Here is an 18,740-nt window from a genome sequence, read left to right as displayed (position 1 = left end):
ATAATAAAGCAACATTTTTCTTACTAAGGCCCGTTGGTCAAGCGGTTAAGACACCGCCCTTTCACGGCGGTAACACGGGTTCGATTCCCGTACGGGTCATTTTTTACTAATCTATTAGAGACAATTTCATGTTTTTAGAGTAGAATAGTAATTATGGAGGTTTAGCTCAGCTGGGAGAGCATCTGCCTTACAAGCAGAGGGTCAGCGGTTCGATCCCGTTAACCTCCACCATTAGTTTTATAATAATATTGTCGCGGGGTGGAGCAGTCTGGTAGCTCGTCGGGCTCATAACCCGAAGGTCGTAGGTTCAAATCCTGCCCCCGCAATAGAGTGGTTCCGTGGTGTAGGGGTTAACATGCCTGCCTGTCACGCAGGAGATCGCGGGTTCAAATCCCGTCGGGACCGCCATTATGGCTTGGTAGCTCAGTTGGTAGAGCACTTGATTGAAGCTCAAGGTGTCGGCAGTTCGATTCTGTCCCAAGCCACTTTTTTTCTTTTATTTAATATGGAGGGGTAGCGAAGTGGCTAAACGCGGCGGACTGTAAATCCGCTCCTTCGGGTTCGGTGGTTCGAATCCACTCCCCTCCACCATTATTATAGGGGCATAGTTTAAAGGTAGAACTGAGGTCTCCAAAACCTCCAGTGTGGGTTCGATTCCTACTGCCCCTGCCATATATAAAATAATGGCGGATGTGGCGAAGTGGTTAACGCACCTGATTGTGGTTCAGGCATTCGTGGGTTCGATTCCCATCATCCGCCCTTTTTGTTTTTATAAAACTATTATAATTGTTGGGCCATAGCCAAGCGGTAAGGCAACGGACTTTGACTCCGTCATGCGTTGGTTCGAATCCAGCTGGCCCAGTTAATGCGGAAGTAGTTCAGCGGTAGAACATCACCTTGCCAAGGTGGGGGTCGCGGGTTCGAACCCCGTCTTCCGCTTTTTAGTTGAATATTGTGCGGCGCCATAGCCAAGTGGTAAGGCAGAGGTCTGCAAAACCTTTATCACCGGTTCAAATCCGGTTGGCGCCTCCATTTGCATAATTAATGTTTTAAAGTTATAATTTAATATATTGTTACGCCGGCGTGGCGGAATTGGCAGACGCGCTGGACTCAAAATCCTGTGCCCGCAAGGGCGTGCCGGTTCGACCCCGGCCGCCGGTATTGATAAAACATCAACGTAAATTTACGTTGATGTTTTTCTATCTGTAGAAGTAGAATGCAAATAAAAATGATAATATTTATTCATCAAAAGAGAATGATTATTTCTTTGACATTATTTTGTGATTGTTTTAACATGAAAAATGTTGGAAAAGTTATTGTTTATTAATCGTCCATGGAGAGGGTAGTTATGCTTACGAATTATATTGAAAAGGATATCAAGAGAAAATGTTTGATATGTGATTTCTTGCTGAAGAATAAACATACGAATTTAGATGAAATGGCGGAATATATGGGGACTTCGCGTGTGACGGTGCGATCGGATATTCATAGGTTAAATGAAGAATTGGATGGCTTGATTAGTATTCAGGTGAAAGAAAATGCAGATGATTGGATTTATCAGTGCCAGCTACAATACGGAGCAAGTGAGCGGCAAGTTTTATATAAGCTTTATGATAACTCGATGTTTTTGAAGTGCTTGGCGTTTTTTGTTACGAATGTGGAGGAGCATAAGTTTACCGATTTTATGGATGAATATTTTATTTCTCATTCGCATGCATATCGGTTGAAACATAAGGTGGAGGAGTTTTTGAGGGATATTGATTTATCACTTGAAAATAATCGGATTACTGGAAAGGAGTACCGGGTTCGATATTTGATTGCGCTTCTTCAAGCAGAATATGGTGTTCGTATTTATCCGTTACTGGATCATGAAAAGAAAATGATTGATGATTTTATGGCTACTTTGAATTTACGGATTAATATTGATGCAGTAGCGCATAATGCGGAAGGTCACGAGTATTTTAGGTCGCTTATTTCGATGGTTTTTAAAAGGGATATTCCGACGAGTGCGATTATTTTGGATGAACAGTGCCAGAAATATATTGAGTCTTCAAGATTTCTTGTTATGGTTCGCAAAAGTTGTAAAGAAACGCTGGAAAAAGAGCTTGACTTGGTATTTTCGTATAATGATTATTTGTATTTAATGTTGATTTATTATTCGACTAATTTCAGTATTATTGATGCTTCTATGAAAAAGGTGGAATTGGAGCAATTTAATGAATTGATATTGAAAAATGCTGATTTACAGTCTTTAATAGATTTGTTTGAGGAATATTTTGGGTCAGAAGTGGTTAATCACTCGTTATTTCGGGCAGCGCTTTGTTATTTTTTGAAGAAGACGTTATTTAATTTGCAAGGTCTTATTCCGAGTAATGAACGGTTGTTGGATAAAAAATATCAGCCGCTTTATTTGGTTGTGAAAAGTGTGCTTGAGCGTTGGAATGAAATCAGTGGGCATCGTGCAATGTTAATTGACTCGCATATTAATTATTTGACGATTCACTTATATCCGCTTATTTATAAATGGAATAATCCAGTGCAAATCTGTATTTTCTCGTTTAATTTGATTAATTTTGAGTCATGTAAGTTTCAGGTGGAGCAGGAACTTGGGCGGAAGGTGAAGGTGCATGAGACGATGTTTAATTCGACGAGGGAGTTAAATGAGGTTTTGGCGGAAATAGATGAGCCGACGATTGTGCTTTGTCACCCGAACTGCGAAATGGAATTGAAAGAGGCGGTGCAAGAGACTGTTATTCCGGTTTCGCTGGCTTTTTTTGACCGGGATTTAATAGATGTGGAAAATGCGATTCAGTTGCTTAGAAGAAAAGAACATGAAAAAAGGCTAGCCTATTTGAGAGGCTAGCCTTTTTATTAATGTGTGAAGCCGTGGACGCCGGATTGTTGGGTATCGTGGAAGAGAATGTGGGCGTTGTTTAGTTCTTGAATAGAGGCTTGGAAATCTTGGATGAATTCTTCTGCCATGTTGAAACCGAGGTCAGCGCGGCAGACGTAACGTTGGATGATGATGTTTTCTAAGTTTTTTGGTAGTGGGTATGCGGGAACTTGCCAGCCGCGCATTTGGAGGCGGTCCGCTAAATCATATAATGTCCATTTTACGTTAGCATCGTCTTTTAATTTATAGCAGACGATTGGTAAATGGGAGCCGTCGTTATAAATGTCGAAGTAGCCGGTTTGTTCGACTGCGTGGGCAAGGTATTGTGCGACATCGCTTGTTTTTTGGTGAATGGTGCGGTAGCCTTCGAAGCCGTAGCGTAAGAAATTGTAGTATTGACCGATGATGTGGCTGGCGCTACGAGAGAAATTGATTTGCATGGTTGGCATTTCTCCGCCAAGGTAGCTGACTTTAAAAATGAGTTCTTCTGGTAGGTAGCTTTCATCTTTCCAAAGGACCCAACCGATACCTGGATAAACGAGGCCGTATTTGTGACCAGAAGTATTAATGGAGATAACGTTTTTCAAGCGGAAGTCCCAGATGATATCGGGTTCGACAAATGGTGTGAAGAATCCGCCACTTGCTGCATCGACGTGAATGTAGACTTTATAATCTGTTTTGCTATTATATTCTTCTAATTTTTCGTTAAGTGCGTAGATGTCGTCGTAGCGGCCTGTATAAGTAATGCCGAGGATGCCGACAACGCCGATTGTATATTCGTCTACGTAATCAAGCACTTGGTCGGTATTGAGTTGCATGTGGTCTTTATCCATTGGAACAACACGCATATCGATATCCCAGTAGACACAGAATTTTTCCCAACACACTTGGTAGCCAGATGAGATAACGAGGTTTGGTTTTTGCGCATAAATATCTAAGCCAAGTTTTTCGGCGCGTTTTCTCCAAGCAAATTTCATCGCCATTCCGCCGAGCATGCACGCTTCACTAGAGCCGATTGTGGAAGTTCCCATGAATTTTTGGTCCTTAGGTGCATGCCATAAGTCGGCGATAATATTGACGCAACGATTTTCAAGTTCAGCTGTTCGCGGATATTCGGATTTATCAATCGCATTTTTTTCTAAGGTTTCGGACATTAATTTGGTTGCTTCGTCTTCCATATATGTTTGGCAGAAGGTCGCTAGGTTTTGACGGGCGGAACCTTCATCTAAAAGTTCGTCTTTTACTAAACGATAAGCAATTCGAGGTTCGAGAGGTTCTTTCGCAAGGGTATATTTAGGAATATCACGATCCTCTGCACTTGATCCGAAAACTGGTTCTAAATAACTTTCTTTATTTTCTTTACTATATAACATGATTTTTTCCTCCTATAATTTGTCTTGATTCATAATATGTTTATCATCAGGATTAATAATGTGTTCGCCGCGAGCTCTTGGGTGGGTGAATTTATTGATGTCGCTTGAGTCTAAATGAGTAATATCTTTCGGTGAGATGTCTTTTTTATCGTGCACAGCGTAGATGATGAATGGAATTAGTACGGTGATGATAAAGCTGATTGATAAGATCACCATGTATGTCGTATCGCTTTTTGCGGCGATTGATGCTGGTGGAACAAATGAGATACATAAAGCGAAAATAGATGTTACTAAGCCGATTAGTGCCACAATCACTTTAACAATTTTGCCACCAGGGATTTGGTAGGTACGTTTTAAGCTCGATTTTTTGAAAATAAGTACTAAGTAGCCGATGAAAAAGAGTAAATAGCCGACTAAATAAATGACCACTGTTAAGGAAATCGCAGTTAGGAATGATAAATTATTACCGCCACCACCAAATGTGAGAATAGCTGCCCAAATAGTAACGACGACACCTTGAACCATAATTAGTGGAACAGGGACTCCGTGTTTATTTACTTTTTTCATTTTTTCAGGAAGTAAGCCTTGTTCTGCTGCAGTATACATTCCGCGTGACGGGCCAACTACCCATGCACTGACTTCACCCATGACACCTAGCGCGATCATGATGGCAATCAGTTTTACTGCCCAACCTAAGCTGGAACCAAAATGTAAAATTAATGCTTGGAATGTTTGCACGACGCCGGAGCTAAGTGATAAATCTTTTAAAGGTAACACAGCGGAAATTGTTAAGCCGCCGATTGTATTTAGCGCGATGGCTAAAATAACGAGCATAATCATTGCTAGTGGATAATCGCGTTTTGGATTGGTCATTTCATTTACGTGGCTCGCGGAAGCTTCAACACCCATGTAAGCGAGAATAAATGACACGAAGATGACTAATGTTGAAGCTTTTGAGAAATCCGGAATAAACGCCTCTTTGGAAAAAGTGACATGAAGGGGATTTCCGCCAGCAACATAAGCAATACCTAAGATAAATAAAATGATTGCTGGGATGAGAATACCGATAATAAAACCAAATTTCGCGATTTTAGCAGTGTTTTTCGTACCACCTAGTTGAGAAAAAGTAAGACCCCAGAAAATGATTAACACACCGATAAATTTAATAAAAGGGTTCGATTCGAGCGCGGGAAAATCAAATACATATGATAGGGCGCCGAGAATAAAGTAAATCATTGTTACGAATCCGACCGTTATTTGAAACCACTGAAAGAAGATTGCGGCAAAACCAAAACGTTCCCCGAGTGTATTTCCCACCCAAGAAAAAATACCGCCTTCCTGCCAGCCATCCACCGTTGCCATTTCTGCTGCACATAAAGCGACAGGTAAAAACCATAAAAATCCGCCAAGTAGTAAGAAAAATACTAAATGAAACCCGGAAGTGGCAAATGTTGGATATTCATAAACAGTCATAACCATCGAAGCCGTAATGGCAAAAAATCCGAATAAGGTTAAAGACTTTGCTTGTTTAGACATTGTGTATTACCTCCATAAATTTTGTTTGCGAATACTGCTAAACCAAGCTATAGATAATTAGAATGATGCTTAATTAATGGTAAATGTGATTTTTTTGGAACATCATCAGTTAACACGAGAAAAGCACCTCCTAAGTCATTGTTTGTTGGAACATGTATAAGATTAGCACGTTTGTTTTCGAAAATTATTCCAGTTTTTTTCTTAGCTAAGGAAAATTTTTGAGACAGTACTTGCGGTTGTTTTATTCACGGCAAACGCATTCATTAAATTTTTTTCCATTTTCAGTAAAAAACTCTTGCACTTTAAAAAAAATGGGTGTATTGTATATAGATGTTGAATGTCCATTAAGGATATTGAAAGGTAATAATGGGAAGAGGGAGGATTTTTATTATGAAGTTGAGCAAAAGTATGGATCAGGTTTTTTGTATTATGACGATGTTGTACACCCAGAAGGTAGATGTTCCCATTTCTTCCGTAACTATTCATCACCGATTGCGTGATTCGTCGCCGTCTTATATTAGTAAAATTTTGAGGAAGCTAGTCGTTAGCGGGCTGATTAATTCAGTTTCGGGTAATAACGGTGGTTTCACGCTTGCTAAAGACCCTGAAGAAATTAATTTGCTGGACATTGTAGAAGCAGTGGAAGGGAAAATCGATACATACCCAGATTCCGACTTAATCCACACTGTTTTCTCTGACTATCATGAATTTGCCGAGTCCGGTATTCACACCATTACAAGTGCTTTTAGAAACGCTGATAAAGAATACGCTAATTATTTATACTCACAAAAATTATCTGTTTTAGTAGAGCAAGTTATTGGGAAAGAACGAACCACTATCATAGATTGGAACGAAGCGTAATAAATCTTTAAAAGAAAGAAGTGCGGTAATAAAATGGATATGGTAAAAAATGAGTGGAAAAAATTATTTAAAAACAAAATACTACTTTTATCATTTGTAGTTATTCTGTTTATTCCACTTTTATATGCAAGCTTTTTCTTAAAATCCGTCTGGGATCCGTACGGCAAAACAGGGGATTTACCAGTAGCGGTAGTTAACAATGACAAACCGGTTGATTATAACGGTCAAACAATGGATGTTGGCGATCAGTTAGTAACCAAACTGAAAAGCAACAAAGAACTCGATTGGAATTTCCTTTCCAAAGAAGACGCTGAACAAGGCTTAAAAGATGGCAAATATTATATGGTTGTCACAATTCCAAAAGATTTCTCTAAAAATGCAGCATCCGTTTTAGATAAAGATCCGAAAAAAATGGAATTATCCTATAAAACAAACGGCTCGCTTAACTATTTAGGTCAAGTCGTGAGTGAACAAGGAGCCAAACAACTGAAAAGCGAGGTTTCCGCTGAGGTAACAAAATCATACGCGGAAGCAATTTTTGATAAAATTAAAGAGTCTGGTGACGGGTTCGCCCAAGCCGCTGATGGCTCTGGAAAAATTAAAGATGGCCTCGTGAAATCACAAGAAGGTAATAAAACAATTTCTACTAATTTAAAAACGCTCGCAGATAGCTCTTTAACGTTCAAAGATGGCGCTAATACGTTAGAAGTTGGTTTAAAAACTTACACAGATGGCGTGAATACTGCGGCCGCTGGTGGCGATAAACTAAATGCTGGTGTTTCAACGCTTGCTGCTGGTGTAGGACCACTTAAAGACGGTGTGGCTGCACTTGATGGTGGAGCAACAAAATTATCAAGCGGAGTTTCGACTTATACATCAGGCGTAGATACACTTTCTGGTGGAATTAATCAAGCATACAATGGTTCTACTGCCCTTTCTGATGGTTTAAACAAAATGAATGGCAGCGTACCAGCTCTTGCATCTGGTGTAACGCAATTAAACGACGGTCAAAAAAGCCTGGCAACTGGCTTAAATTCACTAGTTGATGGTAGTAATAAACTTTCAGCAGGATTAAAAGAACTAGATGGTAATTTAACTAATAGCCAAGGTAAAATAGCTCAATTAAAACAAGGTATGAATGATTTACAACAAGGTATCGACCAATTAAATCAAAACGTAAACGGTGAAGATGCAGCACTCGCAAAACAATTACAAGCTCTTCAAAAAAGCTTAACTGATTTACAAAATGGTTTAACTTTTATTAAATCCAATGCGAACTTCGATGCCGAAGCAATTAAAGCAAAAATTAATGCAACAAACGGTGTGAGCGCGGAAGATAAACAAAAAATTATTGATGCAATTCAAGCTGATTTAGACAAAGAATCACAAAAATCTGCCACTCAAGTAGCGACTGTAGAAAAACTACAAAGCGGCTTATCAGGTCTTGATTTAGCGGCAATTCAAACACAAGTAACTGAATTGCAAACTGGTGTAGCGAAAATTTCAGCTGGTTATAAAGCAGTTCATGGTGGAACTACAGAAGCATTTAATGGTATCCATCAAGCAATCAATGGTTCAGGCAGTCAAACTTTACTCGGTGGCGCGAACCAGTTAACAGCTGGACTAAAATCAGCTCAAGCCGGCAATGCAAAATTAGTTGCAGGAACAAATGAACTTAACAACCAAATCCCAACTTTAACTTCAGGCGTAGGACAACTTGCTGCCGGTAGTTCAAATATGGAAAACGGCTTAAGTCAGTTAAATGATGGAAGTAATAAACTTGCAAGCAATTCAGACGCATTACGTTCAGGTGCAAAAGAGTTACAAGGCGGAACAAACCAATTAGCTGCTAAAGTTCCAACACTTGCTGGAGGCGTAAATCAACTACAAGCAGGTTCAAGCCAATTAGCAGGAGGTTTAAACCAATTATCAGCTAACTCACCAAAACTAGTTTCAGGTGTAGGACAACTAGCAGACGGCTCTTCCAAAATTGCTGATGGTTCTTCTAAACTAGCGAACGGTTCCTTCCAATTAGGTGATGGACTAACTAAATTAACAGACGGTAGCACAGAATTAACAGACAAACTAGCAGATGGTGCGCAACAAGTGAAAGATACAAAAGCAACAGACAAAACATTTAACATGATTGCTGCTCCAACAAAACTCGCACATAATGAATATACGCACGTAAGTAATTACGGTCACGCATTAGCACCATATGTGTTGTCACTTGCTTTATACGTTGGCGCACTTGTATTTAACTTCATTATGCCAATTAGACGTGTTTCAATGGAAGGTCAACCAGCTTACAAATGGTGGTTAAGTAAACTATCACTTGGTTTTGTAGCAGCAGTTGCGATGGCGCTTCTAGAAGGTGGCATCATGATAGCGTTAGGATTAAGACCAGATAATATCGTTGAGTTCTTTGGAACAGCGATTATTACAGCTCTTGCTTACATGTTCCTTATCATGCTTCTTGCAATGACATTTGATAATCCAGGTCGATTTATCGCGATGGTATTACTCATTGTTCAATTAGCGGGTTCAGGCGGAACATTCCCAATGCCACTTACTGGATGGTTCTTCAACTTAATCCATCCGTTCCTACCAATGACTTACTCAATTTATGCCTTTAGAGAGTCACTGGCAGCGGGTATGGGACCAAATGTATATAGTATGTCAATGCTCGTTCTTACAATCATCATGATCGCATGTATCGGTTTACTATATCTATCCATGAGTCACTTGAAAAAACGCCATGATGCACATGAATCAGCACTTGATGATAATCAAAAATTAATGGCATTAGAAAACTAAAATAGCGAAATCCCTATAAAGTAGCAATTACTTTATAGGGATTTTTTTGTATTAAAAAGGATTTCCTATGCTTAGGAAATAAGATTAATTGTGAGGTATTTTTGTATGCGCTATCATGAACGTATAACAGCTTAGTGAAAGGAAATGAAAATTAATGAAAGCATTAGAACGATTTCTGTCAAAATGGCTATTACCATTTGCAAAAGTATTAGAAAGTAACACCCAGATGAAGGCAATACGTCAAGGAATGATGGCACTTGTTCCAATAACTTTAGTTGGTGCAGTCCCGGTATTGTTCCAGCAATTAGGAGGAATCCCAAAACTACCTAGTTGGATTGCTGCTGTTGCTGAATATATTAATAACATTACCTCCCCGATTCATTTTGCTACCTTTGGATTGATGTCTGTCTATGTAGCGATTTTCGTAGCATATTATTATGCAAAAGAACGCAATTTGTGGGATATTGGGGCGATTGTAACAGCCTTAATGAGTTTTGTTGTAGTAGCAGTAAGACCACTTGAAGCTGGCGGAAGTGATGTAACTTATCTTGCCGGCGAAGGTATTTTTGTAGCTTTAGTAATTAGTTTATTATCTGTAGAAATTCTACACATTTTTAAAAATAAATTGAAATTCACGATTAATTTAGGTCAGGGTGTTCCAACGCCGATTTTACGATCTTTTGAAAATTTATGGCCGATTTTATTCTCGGTTTTAATCGTAGCGATTTTAAGCTTTGGGGTTGAATCAATTAGCGGTATTCGCGTAGTTGAGCTTATTCAAACGTTATTCTCACCACTGACTTCGCTTGTAAACACGCTACCTGGAATTATGTTGATTATCTTTATCCAGCAATTATTATGGTGGTTTGGTATTCACGGATATTCTGTAATGGCGCCGGTTTGGTTAAGTGTAGCTTTCCAAAACGTAGACGCGAATGCAGCAGCACTTGCAAAAGGAGAGCCACTTTCTTCCATGCTTATTTTCACTCCAGACTTTATGTGGAGTATCGTTGGGGTAACAGGAGCAGGAGTAACAGGCGCGCTCGTTGTTATTATGATGTTTTCTAAATCTAAACGTTATAAGACGCTTGGTAGATTGGCATTAATTCCAACATTTTTCAGTATTAATGAACCTGTAATGTTTGGTGTTCCGATTGTTTTAAACCCGAGATTCTTTATTCCAATGATGGTTGCGCCACAAATTGCAGCATTAATTGGTTGGTTCTCAATCAAGCTAGGTCTTATGAATCCATTTACGATGGTTTCTCCATATGTACCAGTTCCAATCGGTGCCATTGTTGCATCTTTTGACTGGAGATACATTATTGTACTTGGACTTATCTTGATTTGTTCAGCGCTCATTTACTATCCATTCTTTAAAATTGCTGAAAAAGAAGCGCTTGTACAAGAAAATAGCGGGGACCAAGAAGCTAGTCTAGATGATTTTGATTTTTAGTATGAAAGGACGATAGACATGAAAATTATGTTAGTATGTTTTGGCGGATTATCCACCTCCATTTTAGTGAAAAAGATGGAAGAGGCTATTGCGGCATCAGAAAAGTTTAAGAATAAAGGAATTACAATTGAAGCTTGGGGGAAAGATGAATATTCTGACCACCTAGATAACGTGTCTATTGTTTTACTCGGACCGCAATTATCAATGGCATATGAACAAGTAATAGAAGCTACAACAGAACGCGGGTTAAAAGTTCCTGTAGAAGTAATTGATAAAGAAGATTATGGCAATATGAATGCAGTACCAATTCTTATTGCTGCATTTAAAAAAATTAAAGAAGCTGGAACGAATACATTTACGACGGAGGGAAACTAATGGAAGGCACTGAATTACAATCTTTTAAAATAATATCAAGTGCAGGAGATGCGTCTTCCTTGTTTCTAAAAGCCGTTCAACACGCTGAAAAAAGTGAATTTGCAGAAGCAGAAGCATGTATCGAGCAAGCAAATCAATCTTTAAGAGAAGCACATCATGTTCAAACGTCTTTGATTCAAGAAGAAGCAAACGGTAGCTCAAAAGAACTTTCTTTACTGCTGATTCACGCACAAGATCATCTAATGAATGCTTTTGTATACTCTGACTTAGTTAAATCCGTGCTTAATTTGTATAAGCGTTTAGATGAAAAGTAAGGAGAGAAAAGCTATGAAGCTAATTATCAACGCAGATGACTTTGGGTTCACAAGAGCTATCAATTATGGAATTATTGATGCGCATAATTTAGGTGTATTAACTTCTACAACGTTAATGGTTACTATGCCAGCTTTTGAACATGCGGTAGATTTATCAAAAAAAACACCTACGCTCGGAATTGGCTTGCATCTTAATTTGACGCTTGGTAAACCTCTAACAAATGGAGCAACTTTAGTGAATGAAGACGGCGAATTAATAAAGCCTAAATTTACTACTCCTGAATATCCTTACAACGAAGAAGAGGTTTACCAAGAGTTTAAAGCACAATATCATCGTTTTACGGAGTTTATGAAGAAAAAGCCAAGCCACTTGGATAGCCATTTATTTTCAACAGATATTTATCCAGTCGTTACGAGTGCCGCGAAAAGGCTAGCAGAAGAAATTGGGATACCACTTAGAAATCATGATACAAAAGGTTTTGAACATGTCGAATTTATGTGGGAAAAGCCGCTTGAAATCCCGTACGGTGAATATGATAACTTAGACTATATTTATGACAATGCAGCTTCTATTTTGTGTTATGATTATGTTGAAATCATGACACATCCTGGTTATCTAGATACTTTTATTCTGGAAAATTCAACATTCTCTACGCCACGCGCGAATGAATTAGAAAGTTTAATTTCACCGAGAATGCGCCAGTTTTTAAACGAAAATAATGTAGAATTAATTTCCTATCATGATATTCCAAAAAAATGAAATAGGTGATTAAAAATGCTTAATCAACGTCAAAAAAATATTTTAAGCACGCTGTATAATGAGAATAATTGGTTGCTTGGGAAAAAATTAGCGGATCTATTCCAAATAAGTGACCGGACAATTAGAAATGATATACGTGTTATTAAAGAAAATATAGGAGAGGACTTTATCTTTACTTCTAAAAAGTTAGGATATGCCTATAATATGGAAAAACCTTTTCCGGTTGACGTTGAGGAAGAAGCTGGATTTGAACAAAACCGGATGGCGCAATTAATTAAGAAATTACTTGTAGATGATGGAGTAGACATATATGAATATGCAACCGAAACATATACATCAGAATCTACCATCCAACGTGATATTCAGTGGTTGCGAGGCTACTTTGAACAATTATTAGGTTTAGATGTAGTCATTCATTCTAGTGACGGTATTTATGCTATAAGTGCCACACCAACTACGAAAATGGAATTATTAAACCGCATCGCAAAGCTAGATGAGTCGCTAAAAACGATTTTAATCACCAATTGTTTTCCAGAAATTAATAATGAAAAAATCCACCAAATATTATCAAAAATAATCAATAAACATAAGATTGTTTTAAAGTATTTTGATGAAACAATCTTACTAACGCAAATAATTTATAGCAGTGGCTTCTTAAAAAAACATCCAGAACAATCAACGGTTACAGAAATCGATAACCCGTTTTTAAGAGAGCTCTTTGATGCGATAGAGCAGGAAGCGGGTTATGGGATTTCTGCTGAAATGAAACAATTTATTTTGACTGAATATGAAAAAATTGTTGCGATGAACAATTTTGAAAATCAAGTCACTACGAAAATGGTTTTAGAAGGCGAACTTTACCAAGAAATTTTACTAATTCTTGAAGAAATTAAGCACGTTTATCTCATAGATTTTACAACTGATTTAGAAGTAACTAGCGATATGACAAAACACATTTTTATCGCACTTGAGAGGGCTAAAAGAGGTATTGTCATTAAAAATCAAGTGACGCATATCATCACGCAGCAGTACAGTTACTTACTAGATATTGCCATTTTCATCGGAGAAAAGTTATTAGAACGTCTAGGAGTAATTCTCAATCAAGAGGAAATTATTCTACTCGTAATGTATTTATACCAATACTACCGCAAAATAGAAGCTAAACATCAACTTAACCAAGTGGTACGGATTGCATTCATTGTTCTAGAAGGTAAAGCTGCGATGTATTACTTACGAGAGCAATTAGCAGAAGTACTACGACCCGTAAACGTAGAAGTTATAGAGATTACCGATAATACACAGTGTCAATTACTACTATCAGAAAATGTAGATGTTGATTTGTGTATTTCTACTAAAAAAATTGATTTGCCTGCGGAAGTCCCGTGTATTGTCTTATCCAACAATATCGGTTTAATTGAGGAAGTAACAATAAAAAAACAGCTTTCGGCAACAATAGAAGCTAATAAAATGAAAAAATTTGCATATATTAAAGAGAAATATTTACATGAAGATTTATTTTTGACCAATTATGAATATGATCAGAAATATAATGCAATTGATTTTTTAAGTGAATATTGTATAAGTAAAGGATATGTACCAACTAGTTTTACAGAAAAATTATTTAGCCGGGAACAGTTATTTTCAACGGCTATACCAACAGGGATTGCTTTACCTCATCCAATTAAAAATGTTGCGATTAAAAGTGGTATTTTTATTTGTATTATGAAAAAGCCAATTACCTGGGATAATCACAAGGTTAGTCTAATTATGATTCCAATGATTGAAGAATTAGATGGAACGGAAGCGCCATTAATTAATGATTTTTTATCGTTAATAGCTTCTAATAAATCGTATGTAGAACAAATAAGCAAATGTAGCACTTATCGTGAATGCGTGGAGTTATTACAAACTATTTATAACAATAATGAGTAAGTTTTTAAGGAGTGAAAGGCATGCAAAAACAAATTATTACTATCGCCGGTGGTGGAAGTACTTATACGCCAGGAATTATTCAAGCAGTGCTTAATGGACAAGAAAGACTTCCAGTAAGTGAAATCCGTTTATACGATATTGAAGCATCTAGAAATGAAAACATGTTTTTAATTCTGCAATATATGCTAGAACAACAAGGCTTTTCAAGTATTAAGCTAGTTCAGACAACAAACCCAGAAGAAGCCTTTACTGGCGCTAATTTTATCTTCTCACAAATTCGTGTTGGTGGACTTAAAATGCGTGAAAAAGATGAGAAAATCCCACTTAAACATGGCTTAGTCGGCCAAGAAACATGTGGACTTGGCGGATTTTCATATGGACTTCGCAGCATTGGCCCACTTTTAGAATTAGTTGGCTTTATTCAAAAATACGCTCCAGAAGCTTGGATTTTAAATTATACGAATCCGGAAACAATTATTTCTGAAGCGGTACGTAGACAATTCCCGGGCATTCGAATGATTAATGTTTGTGATATGACAATTGGTATTGAAGACACGCTAGCGAAAAATTACGGATATGACCGCGATAATTGGGTTGCAACTTACTACGGTTTGAATCACTTTGGTTGGTATACAAAAATTTATGATAAATCATTGAAACGTGATATTATGCCAGAGCTTTTAGAGAAATTAAAAGTTCAAGAAATTAAAGAAGAAGATCCAAGTTGGAACCGCGCATTTAATATGATTCGCTTCATGGTGCAAAACTTCCCAGATAACTTACCAAATAATTATTTAGAATATTATTTGTATCCGGATATGTACGTAGATTATGCAGATCCAAACTATACGCGTGCTAACACAGTAATGGACGGTCGCGAGCAAAAAACTCAAGAAATGGCCGATAAAATCCGTAATAAAGAAAAAGAAGATGTGCTTGATTTCTACTTTGGCGTGCATGGCTTATATATTGTTGATATTGCTACGTCTCTATTAAATGACGAGAAAAGTCGCTTTATGTTGATAGTTGAAAATAAAGGTTCTATTCCAAACTTACGCAGTGATGCGGTTGTTGAAGTACCAGCTTATGTTGGGGCGACCGGTGTAGAAGCTATTGCCTTACCTGCGATTGGAGATTTCCATAAGGGCTTAATGGAAGCACAAGTTGCAGCAGAAAAATTACTCGTAGATGCTTACTTTGAAAATTCTTATCAAAAAGCATTACAAGCATTTACACTTAATCAATCAGTTCCAAATGCAACAGTAGCTAAAAAAGTGTTGGATGAAATGATTATTGAAAATAAAGCATTTTGGCCAGTTTTAAAATAAAATAAAAAACATCGAATGGTGACAGTTTTTACTATTCGATGTTTTTTTGTTATATAATTGAACGCCTTCCTATGAAAGAAATGCTATAATTAAACTATTAACAGACGAAAAGAGGTATTACATGACGAAAAAAATAGTATTTGTAGACGTAGATGGCACACTAGTGAGTGATGATGGGCTTGTACCAGAATCGGCAAGAGAAGCAATAATAAAAGCAAGAAGTAATGGGCATCAAGTTTATTTATGTACTGGTCGGTCCAAACCAGAGCTTTATGAATCAATTTTATCCATTGGATTTGATGGAATTATTGGTGCTGGTGGGGGTTATATCGAAGTAGACAATGAAACTATTTATCATAAAAAAGTATCAGATGCTGATGTCGTTCATATGGTTGATTTTTTCCACGAAAAGAATTTAGATTTTTATTTGGAATCAAATGGTGGATTGTTTGCTAGTGAAAACTTAGAAGCCCACTTAGATAATTTAGTTTACGGCGATGTGGAAAATGATCCAATAGCACGTGAGAAAAAAGTTAATAACCCACATCCGTTTATGGAAAGTTTAACTTACGGTGAAACGAACCTTTACCGCTCAGATGTTAATAAAGCATGTTTTTTAGAAAATAAAGATGTACCATTTGAAGAATTAAAAAAAGAATTTAGTGGTAAATTTGAAGTTTTACATTGTACGGTTCCAATTTTTGGAGATGACAGTGGCGAATTGATGGTTCCAGATATTCATAAAGCAACAGCGATTGAGTTTCTGTTAGAACATATTGGTGCGGATAAAAAAGATACCATGGCTATTGGCGATGGCATGAATGACGCAGAAATGCTTACGTATTGTGAAACTGGTATTGCGATGGGAAATGCTAAAGAAGAGTTAAAAATCCTTGCTAATGAAGTTACTAAATCGGTTGATGAAGATGGCTTATATTTAAGCTTCGAAAAACATGGTTTGATTTAGAATATATTGTTTGGGTAATGAGTAGTATGGAGGAGGATTTTTGATGAAATTAATTAAAACAAAAACATATGAAGAAATGTCACGAGAAGCTCTCGAAGTGGTAAAACAAGTAATTACTGAAAATGACAACCCAGTCATTAACACAACTACAGGAGCGAGTTTCGATGGAATGTTTGCAGGGCTTGTAAAAGAAATTAACGCTGGTGAAATCCCGATTGAAAAAGTATTTTTAATGAATCTTGATGAATATGTGGCTAAAAGAGATGCATCTTTTACCGTCTATACATATATGCATCAAAAATTTTATGATTTAATAACCAAAATGCCAAAAAGAGTAGAATTATTAGATGGAAGCTTAGATGATTTTACGGATGAGATTGCTCGTTACAAGAAAATTTTGGAAGAAAACGAGCGGGATTTACAAATTTTAGGACTCGGAGTAAATGGTCACCTTGGTGCAAATGAGCCTGGTACACCATTTGATGCCCGCTTATTTTTAGCAGATAGCGATGAATCTACTATTAAAAGTACTATCATGTATAACAATCTAACCGAAGATGAAGCGCCATCGCAAATGCTTACACTGGGACTTGCGGATATGATGGATGCAAAACAAATCTTAGTAACAGCTTCTGGTGAACGTAAAGCAGAGGCGGTTAAAGGGTTGTTAGAAGGCCCTATTAGCGTAGATTGTCCGGCTTCTATATTACGAAATCACCCGAATGTTGTCTTTATTATAGATGAGGCAGCCGGATCTTTACTTACTAACCATTAAAAGGGAGTGGAAATATGAGGAAATTATATACTTACTTTGTATTAATTCTCGGCATAGCAATGATTGGGCTTGGCATTTATTTAATGTTTAACCCGAGTACTTCTCTTCAAGCGCTAACAATTTTTATCGGAATTATTTTAGTGCTAAATGGAATTAATGAAGTTATTTCTTACTTTGGCGAACGTAAATATTGGAGCATTTCTAAATGGATTATGCTAGACGGGATATTATCGATCTTGGTAGGTGGTTTTGCTATTTTTGAATCGAATATGGCCGAACGTATTTTTATTATCATCTTTGCCATTTGGATATTAGCCTCAGCGATTTTACGAATTTTAACTGCTTTTGCCGTAAAAGGTTTCCCGGGCTGGACTTTACTGCTCATAATGGGGATTTTAGGAATTGTTATTGCTGTTATTTCGTTGTTCACGAATACATTAGTAGCGATTGCAATCGGAATTATTTTAGGACTGTTTTTCGTCTTCCAAGGAATTACTTGTCTATCCCTTTGGTGGGTTATTAGAAAAGGAGAACACCGGAAATAATGCTAATTTTTTATCCTGTTTTATATAAAAATGTTAAAAATATAACATTTTTAAAAGTGGAGTGGTAATTCTGTCACAAAATAGACATAAGAAGCGAGAAGATGGTTCTTTAAGAACTTATCTCTCGCTCTTTTTTTATTATGATTAAAGAAGTTGCAATTTCGCAATGATTTTGAGGAGGCGGGATAAATGATGGGAATGTTTACTACGGAGTTGATTTTTACTTTGACTAGTAATCCGAAGTTTCAAGAAGTAGCTGAATTGGTGTATTGGAACAAGGATGATATTATTGATTGTCCTGAAAATAATGAATTTGTTTACGCGATTGATGAAGGCAGCGTAACGCAATACGCAGAAAAAAATAGTTCTTGGGGGAAAGGAAGCGTTCTTGGTTTTATTCGAGAAAAGACAAAAATCCACCCCTTATGTAAGACCGTTGCTTGGAAAATTCCTTTAACATATGTTGCTGATATAGTGAAAAATATGGATAAAGTGAAGCTGGAAGATCTAACAGCAATAGAAATGAACTTTTTGAAACGGGAAACAAAGGATTGTATCCAATGGTTCATTAAAAAAATGCCGGATAGACTTCATACTACTTCTTGGAAAATCGCACAAGGGTATTTTCGTCAAGAGATTATGCAAATACTTCCCAAAGAGTCCTATATTGCCCAATTAAATGAATTGAAAGAGCGACATATTCTTTTTGAATTAGGCTATTATTTTGAAATAAATGTATCTCAATTTCACTCTTATTTAAGAAACTTAGAATATGATTTAATACTAGAAAAAAATAATTAAAATATTT

At 37.1% G+C, this 18,740-nt stretch carries 15 protein-coding genes and 12 tRNA genes; 25 read left to right on the top strand and 2 right to left on the bottom strand.

All coding sequences use genetic code 11. The features are described 5' to 3' along the window. Positions 1-27: 27 nt before the first annotated feature. The 13 genes from PQQ29_RS11950 to PQQ29_RS11890 all read left to right on the top strand — a co-directional run bounded on the left by PQQ29_RS11950 (position 28) and on the right by PQQ29_RS11890 (position 2,863). Positions 28-99: transfer RNA gene (locus PQQ29_RS11950), tRNA-Glu, on the top strand. A gap of 56 nt (positions 100-155) precedes the next feature. Then, a tRNA-Val gene (locus PQQ29_RS11945) sits at positions 156-231 on the top strand. 21 nt (positions 232-252) lie between these two features. Then, positions 253-326: transfer RNA gene (locus tag PQQ29_RS11940), tRNA-Met, on the top strand. 6 nt (positions 327-332) lie between these two features. Further along, a tRNA-Asp gene (locus tag PQQ29_RS11935) sits at positions 333-408 on the top strand. Between the two features lie 4 nt (positions 409-412). Further along, positions 413-485, top strand: a tRNA-Phe gene (locus tag PQQ29_RS11930). 22 nt (positions 486-507) lie between these two features. Then, positions 508-591 (top strand) — tRNA-Tyr (locus tag PQQ29_RS11925). Positions 592-598: 7 nt separating this feature from the next. After that, positions 599-672: transfer RNA gene (locus tag PQQ29_RS11920), tRNA-Trp, on the top strand. 14 nt (positions 673-686) lie between these two features. Beyond that, a tRNA-His gene (locus PQQ29_RS11915) sits at positions 687-759 on the top strand. 31 nt (positions 760-790) lie between these two features. Beyond that, a tRNA-Gln gene (locus PQQ29_RS11910) sits at positions 791-862 on the top strand. A gap of 5 nt (positions 863-867) precedes the next feature. Continuing rightward, a tRNA-Gly gene (locus PQQ29_RS11905) sits at positions 868-939 on the top strand. Positions 940-958: 19 nt separating this feature from the next. Then, positions 959-1,032: transfer RNA gene (locus PQQ29_RS11900), tRNA-Cys, on the top strand. Positions 1,033-1,077: 45 nt separating this feature from the next. Continuing rightward, positions 1,078-1,161: transfer RNA gene (locus tag PQQ29_RS11895), tRNA-Leu, on the top strand. Positions 1,162-1,348: 187 nt separating this feature from the next. Then, positions 1,349-2,863 (top strand): helix-turn-helix domain-containing protein, encoded by a 1,515-nt coding sequence (locus PQQ29_RS11890; RefSeq protein ID WP_010991207.1) that lies wholly within the window; start codon positions 1,349-1,351, stop codon positions 2,861-2,863. 8 nt (positions 2,864-2,871) lie between these two features. On the opposite strand, the gene gad is transcribed toward PQQ29_RS11890, so the two are convergent. Both gad and gadC read right to left on the bottom strand, forming a co-directional pair. Then, complete coding sequence (gene gad, locus PQQ29_RS11885; protein ID WP_010991206.1) at positions 2,872-4,266, bottom strand: glutamate decarboxylase; 1,395 nt, start codon at positions 4,264-4,266, stop codon at positions 2,872-2,874. Positions 4,267-4,278: 12 nt separating this feature from the next. Then, a complete protein-coding gene (gene gadC / locus PQQ29_RS11880) occupies positions 4,279-5,802 on the bottom strand; it encodes a glutamate/gamma-aminobutyrate antiporter (RefSeq protein ID WP_010991205.1) in 1,524 nt (507 codons plus the stop codon). 390 nt (positions 5,803-6,192) lie between these two features. Between gadC and PQQ29_RS11875 the strand changes: the two genes are divergently transcribed. From PQQ29_RS11875 to PQQ29_RS11820, 12 genes are all read left to right on the top strand, one after another. After that, positions 6,193-6,663, top strand: a complete 471-nt coding sequence (locus PQQ29_RS11875) for an Rrf2 family transcriptional regulator (RefSeq protein ID WP_003723817.1) — start codon at positions 6,193-6,195, stop codon at positions 6,661-6,663. A 33-nt stretch (positions 6,664-6,696) separates the two neighbouring features. Further along, on the top strand, positions 6,697-9,480 hold the full coding sequence (locus PQQ29_RS11870) for a YhgE/Pip domain-containing protein (protein ID WP_010991204.1): 2,784 nt from the start codon (positions 6,697-6,699) through the stop codon (positions 9,478-9,480). 154 nt (positions 9,481-9,634) lie between these two features. Next, positions 9,635-10,936 (top strand): PTS sugar transporter subunit IIC, encoded by a 1,302-nt coding sequence (locus tag PQQ29_RS11865; protein WP_010991203.1) that lies wholly within the window; start codon positions 9,635-9,637, stop codon positions 10,934-10,936. A gap of 18 nt (positions 10,937-10,954) precedes the next feature. Continuing rightward, on the top strand, positions 10,955-11,311 hold the full coding sequence (locus PQQ29_RS11860) for a PTS sugar transporter subunit IIB (RefSeq protein WP_003763715.1): 357 nt from the start codon (positions 10,955-10,957) through the stop codon (positions 11,309-11,311). Continuing rightward, positions 11,311-11,625, top strand: a complete 315-nt coding sequence (locus PQQ29_RS11855; protein ID WP_003763713.1) for a PTS sugar transporter subunit IIA — start codon at positions 11,311-11,313, stop codon at positions 11,623-11,625. Before PQQ29_RS11860 ends, PQQ29_RS11855 begins: the two co-directional genes overlap by 1 nt. A gap of 13 nt (positions 11,626-11,638) precedes the next feature. Beyond that, positions 11,639-12,385, top strand: a complete 747-nt coding sequence (locus PQQ29_RS11850) for a carbohydrate deacetylase (protein WP_010991202.1) — start codon at positions 11,639-11,641, stop codon at positions 12,383-12,385. 15 nt (positions 12,386-12,400) lie between these two features. Then, positions 12,401-14,317, top strand: a complete 1,917-nt coding sequence (locus PQQ29_RS11845) for a BglG family transcription antiterminator (RefSeq protein ID WP_010991201.1) — start codon at positions 12,401-12,403, stop codon at positions 14,315-14,317. Between the two features lie 20 nt (positions 14,318-14,337). Continuing rightward, positions 14,338-15,645 (top strand): 6-phospho-alpha-glucosidase, encoded by a 1,308-nt coding sequence (locus tag PQQ29_RS11840; protein ID WP_010991200.1) that lies wholly within the window; start codon positions 14,338-14,340, stop codon positions 15,643-15,645. A gap of 121 nt (positions 15,646-15,766) precedes the next feature. Next, the gene (locus tag PQQ29_RS11835; protein WP_010991199.1) at positions 15,767-16,612 is read left to right on the top strand and encodes a Cof-type HAD-IIB family hydrolase; all 846 of its coding nucleotides are present in this window, start codon (positions 15,767-15,769) and stop codon (positions 16,610-16,612) included. 43 nt (positions 16,613-16,655) lie between these two features. Next, positions 16,656-17,387 carry a glucosamine-6-phosphate deaminase gene (locus PQQ29_RS11830; RefSeq protein WP_003770061.1) on the top strand — a complete coding sequence of 244 codons (732 nt, stop codon included), beginning with the start codon at positions 16,656-16,658 and terminating at the stop codon, positions 17,385-17,387. 14 nt (positions 17,388-17,401) lie between these two features. Further along, positions 17,402-17,932 carry an HdeD family acid-resistance protein gene (locus PQQ29_RS11825; protein ID WP_003770059.1) on the top strand — a complete coding sequence of 177 codons (531 nt, stop codon included), beginning with the start codon at positions 17,402-17,404 and terminating at the stop codon, positions 17,930-17,932. A gap of 189 nt (positions 17,933-18,121) precedes the next feature. Further along, positions 18,122-18,733, top strand: coding sequence for a hypothetical protein (locus tag PQQ29_RS11820; RefSeq protein WP_003763700.1), 612 nt, complete (start codon positions 18,122-18,124; stop codon positions 18,731-18,733). The last annotated feature ends 7 nt before the right edge of the window (positions 18,734-18,740 follow it).

Source organism: Listeria innocua (assembly GCF_028596125.1).
Taxonomy (GTDB): Bacteria; Bacillota; Bacilli; order Lactobacillales; family Listeriaceae; genus Listeria; species Listeria innocua.
The sequence above is the reverse complement of the archived record's forward strand: the minus strand, read 5'-3'. Positions and strand labels throughout refer to the sequence as shown.

Excerpts from the sequence above, each read along its gene's own strand:
- PQQ29_RS11830 (WP_003770061.1), top strand. The coding sequence starts at position 16,656 with ATGAAATTAATTAAAACAAAAACATATGAAGAAATGTCACGAGAAGCT.
- gad (WP_010991206.1), bottom strand. The coding sequence starts at position 4,266 with ATGTTATATAGTAAAGAAAATAAAGAAAGTTATTTAGAACCAGTTTTC.
- PQQ29_RS11870 (WP_010991204.1), top strand. The coding sequence starts at position 6,697 with ATGGATATGGTAAAAAATGAGTGGAAAAAATTATTTAAAAACAAAATA.
- PQQ29_RS11835 (WP_010991199.1), top strand. The coding sequence starts at position 15,767 with ATGACGAAAAAAATAGTATTTGTAGACGTAGATGGCACACTAGTGAGT.
- PQQ29_RS11890 (WP_010991207.1), top strand. The coding sequence starts at position 1,349 with ATGCTTACGAATTATATTGAAAAGGATATCAAGAGAAAATGTTTGATA.
- PQQ29_RS11845 (WP_010991201.1), top strand. The coding sequence starts at position 12,401 with ATGCTTAATCAACGTCAAAAAAATATTTTAAGCACGCTGTATAATGAG.
- PQQ29_RS11850 (WP_010991202.1), top strand. The coding sequence starts at position 11,639 with ATGAAGCTAATTATCAACGCAGATGACTTTGGGTTCACAAGAGCTATC.
- PQQ29_RS11855 (WP_003763713.1), top strand. The coding sequence starts at position 11,311 with ATGGAAGGCACTGAATTACAATCTTTTAAAATAATATCAAGTGCAGGA.
- gadC (WP_010991205.1), bottom strand. The coding sequence starts at position 5,802 with ATGTCTAAACAAGCAAAGTCTTTAACCTTATTCGGATTTTTTGCCATT.
- PQQ29_RS11820 (WP_003763700.1), top strand. The coding sequence starts at position 18,122 with ATGATGGGAATGTTTACTACGGAGTTGATTTTTACTTTGACTAGTAAT.
- PQQ29_RS11860 (WP_003763715.1), top strand. The coding sequence starts at position 10,955 with ATGAAAATTATGTTAGTATGTTTTGGCGGATTATCCACCTCCATTTTA.
- PQQ29_RS11875 (WP_003723817.1), top strand. The coding sequence starts at position 6,193 with ATGAAGTTGAGCAAAAGTATGGATCAGGTTTTTTGTATTATGACGATG.
- PQQ29_RS11865 (WP_010991203.1), top strand. The coding sequence starts at position 9,635 with ATGAAAGCATTAGAACGATTTCTGTCAAAATGGCTATTACCATTTGCA.
- PQQ29_RS11825 (WP_003770059.1), top strand. The coding sequence starts at position 17,402 with ATGAGGAAATTATATACTTACTTTGTATTAATTCTCGGCATAGCAATG.
- PQQ29_RS11840 (WP_010991200.1), top strand. The coding sequence starts at position 14,338 with ATGCAAAAACAAATTATTACTATCGCCGGTGGTGGAAGTACTTATACG.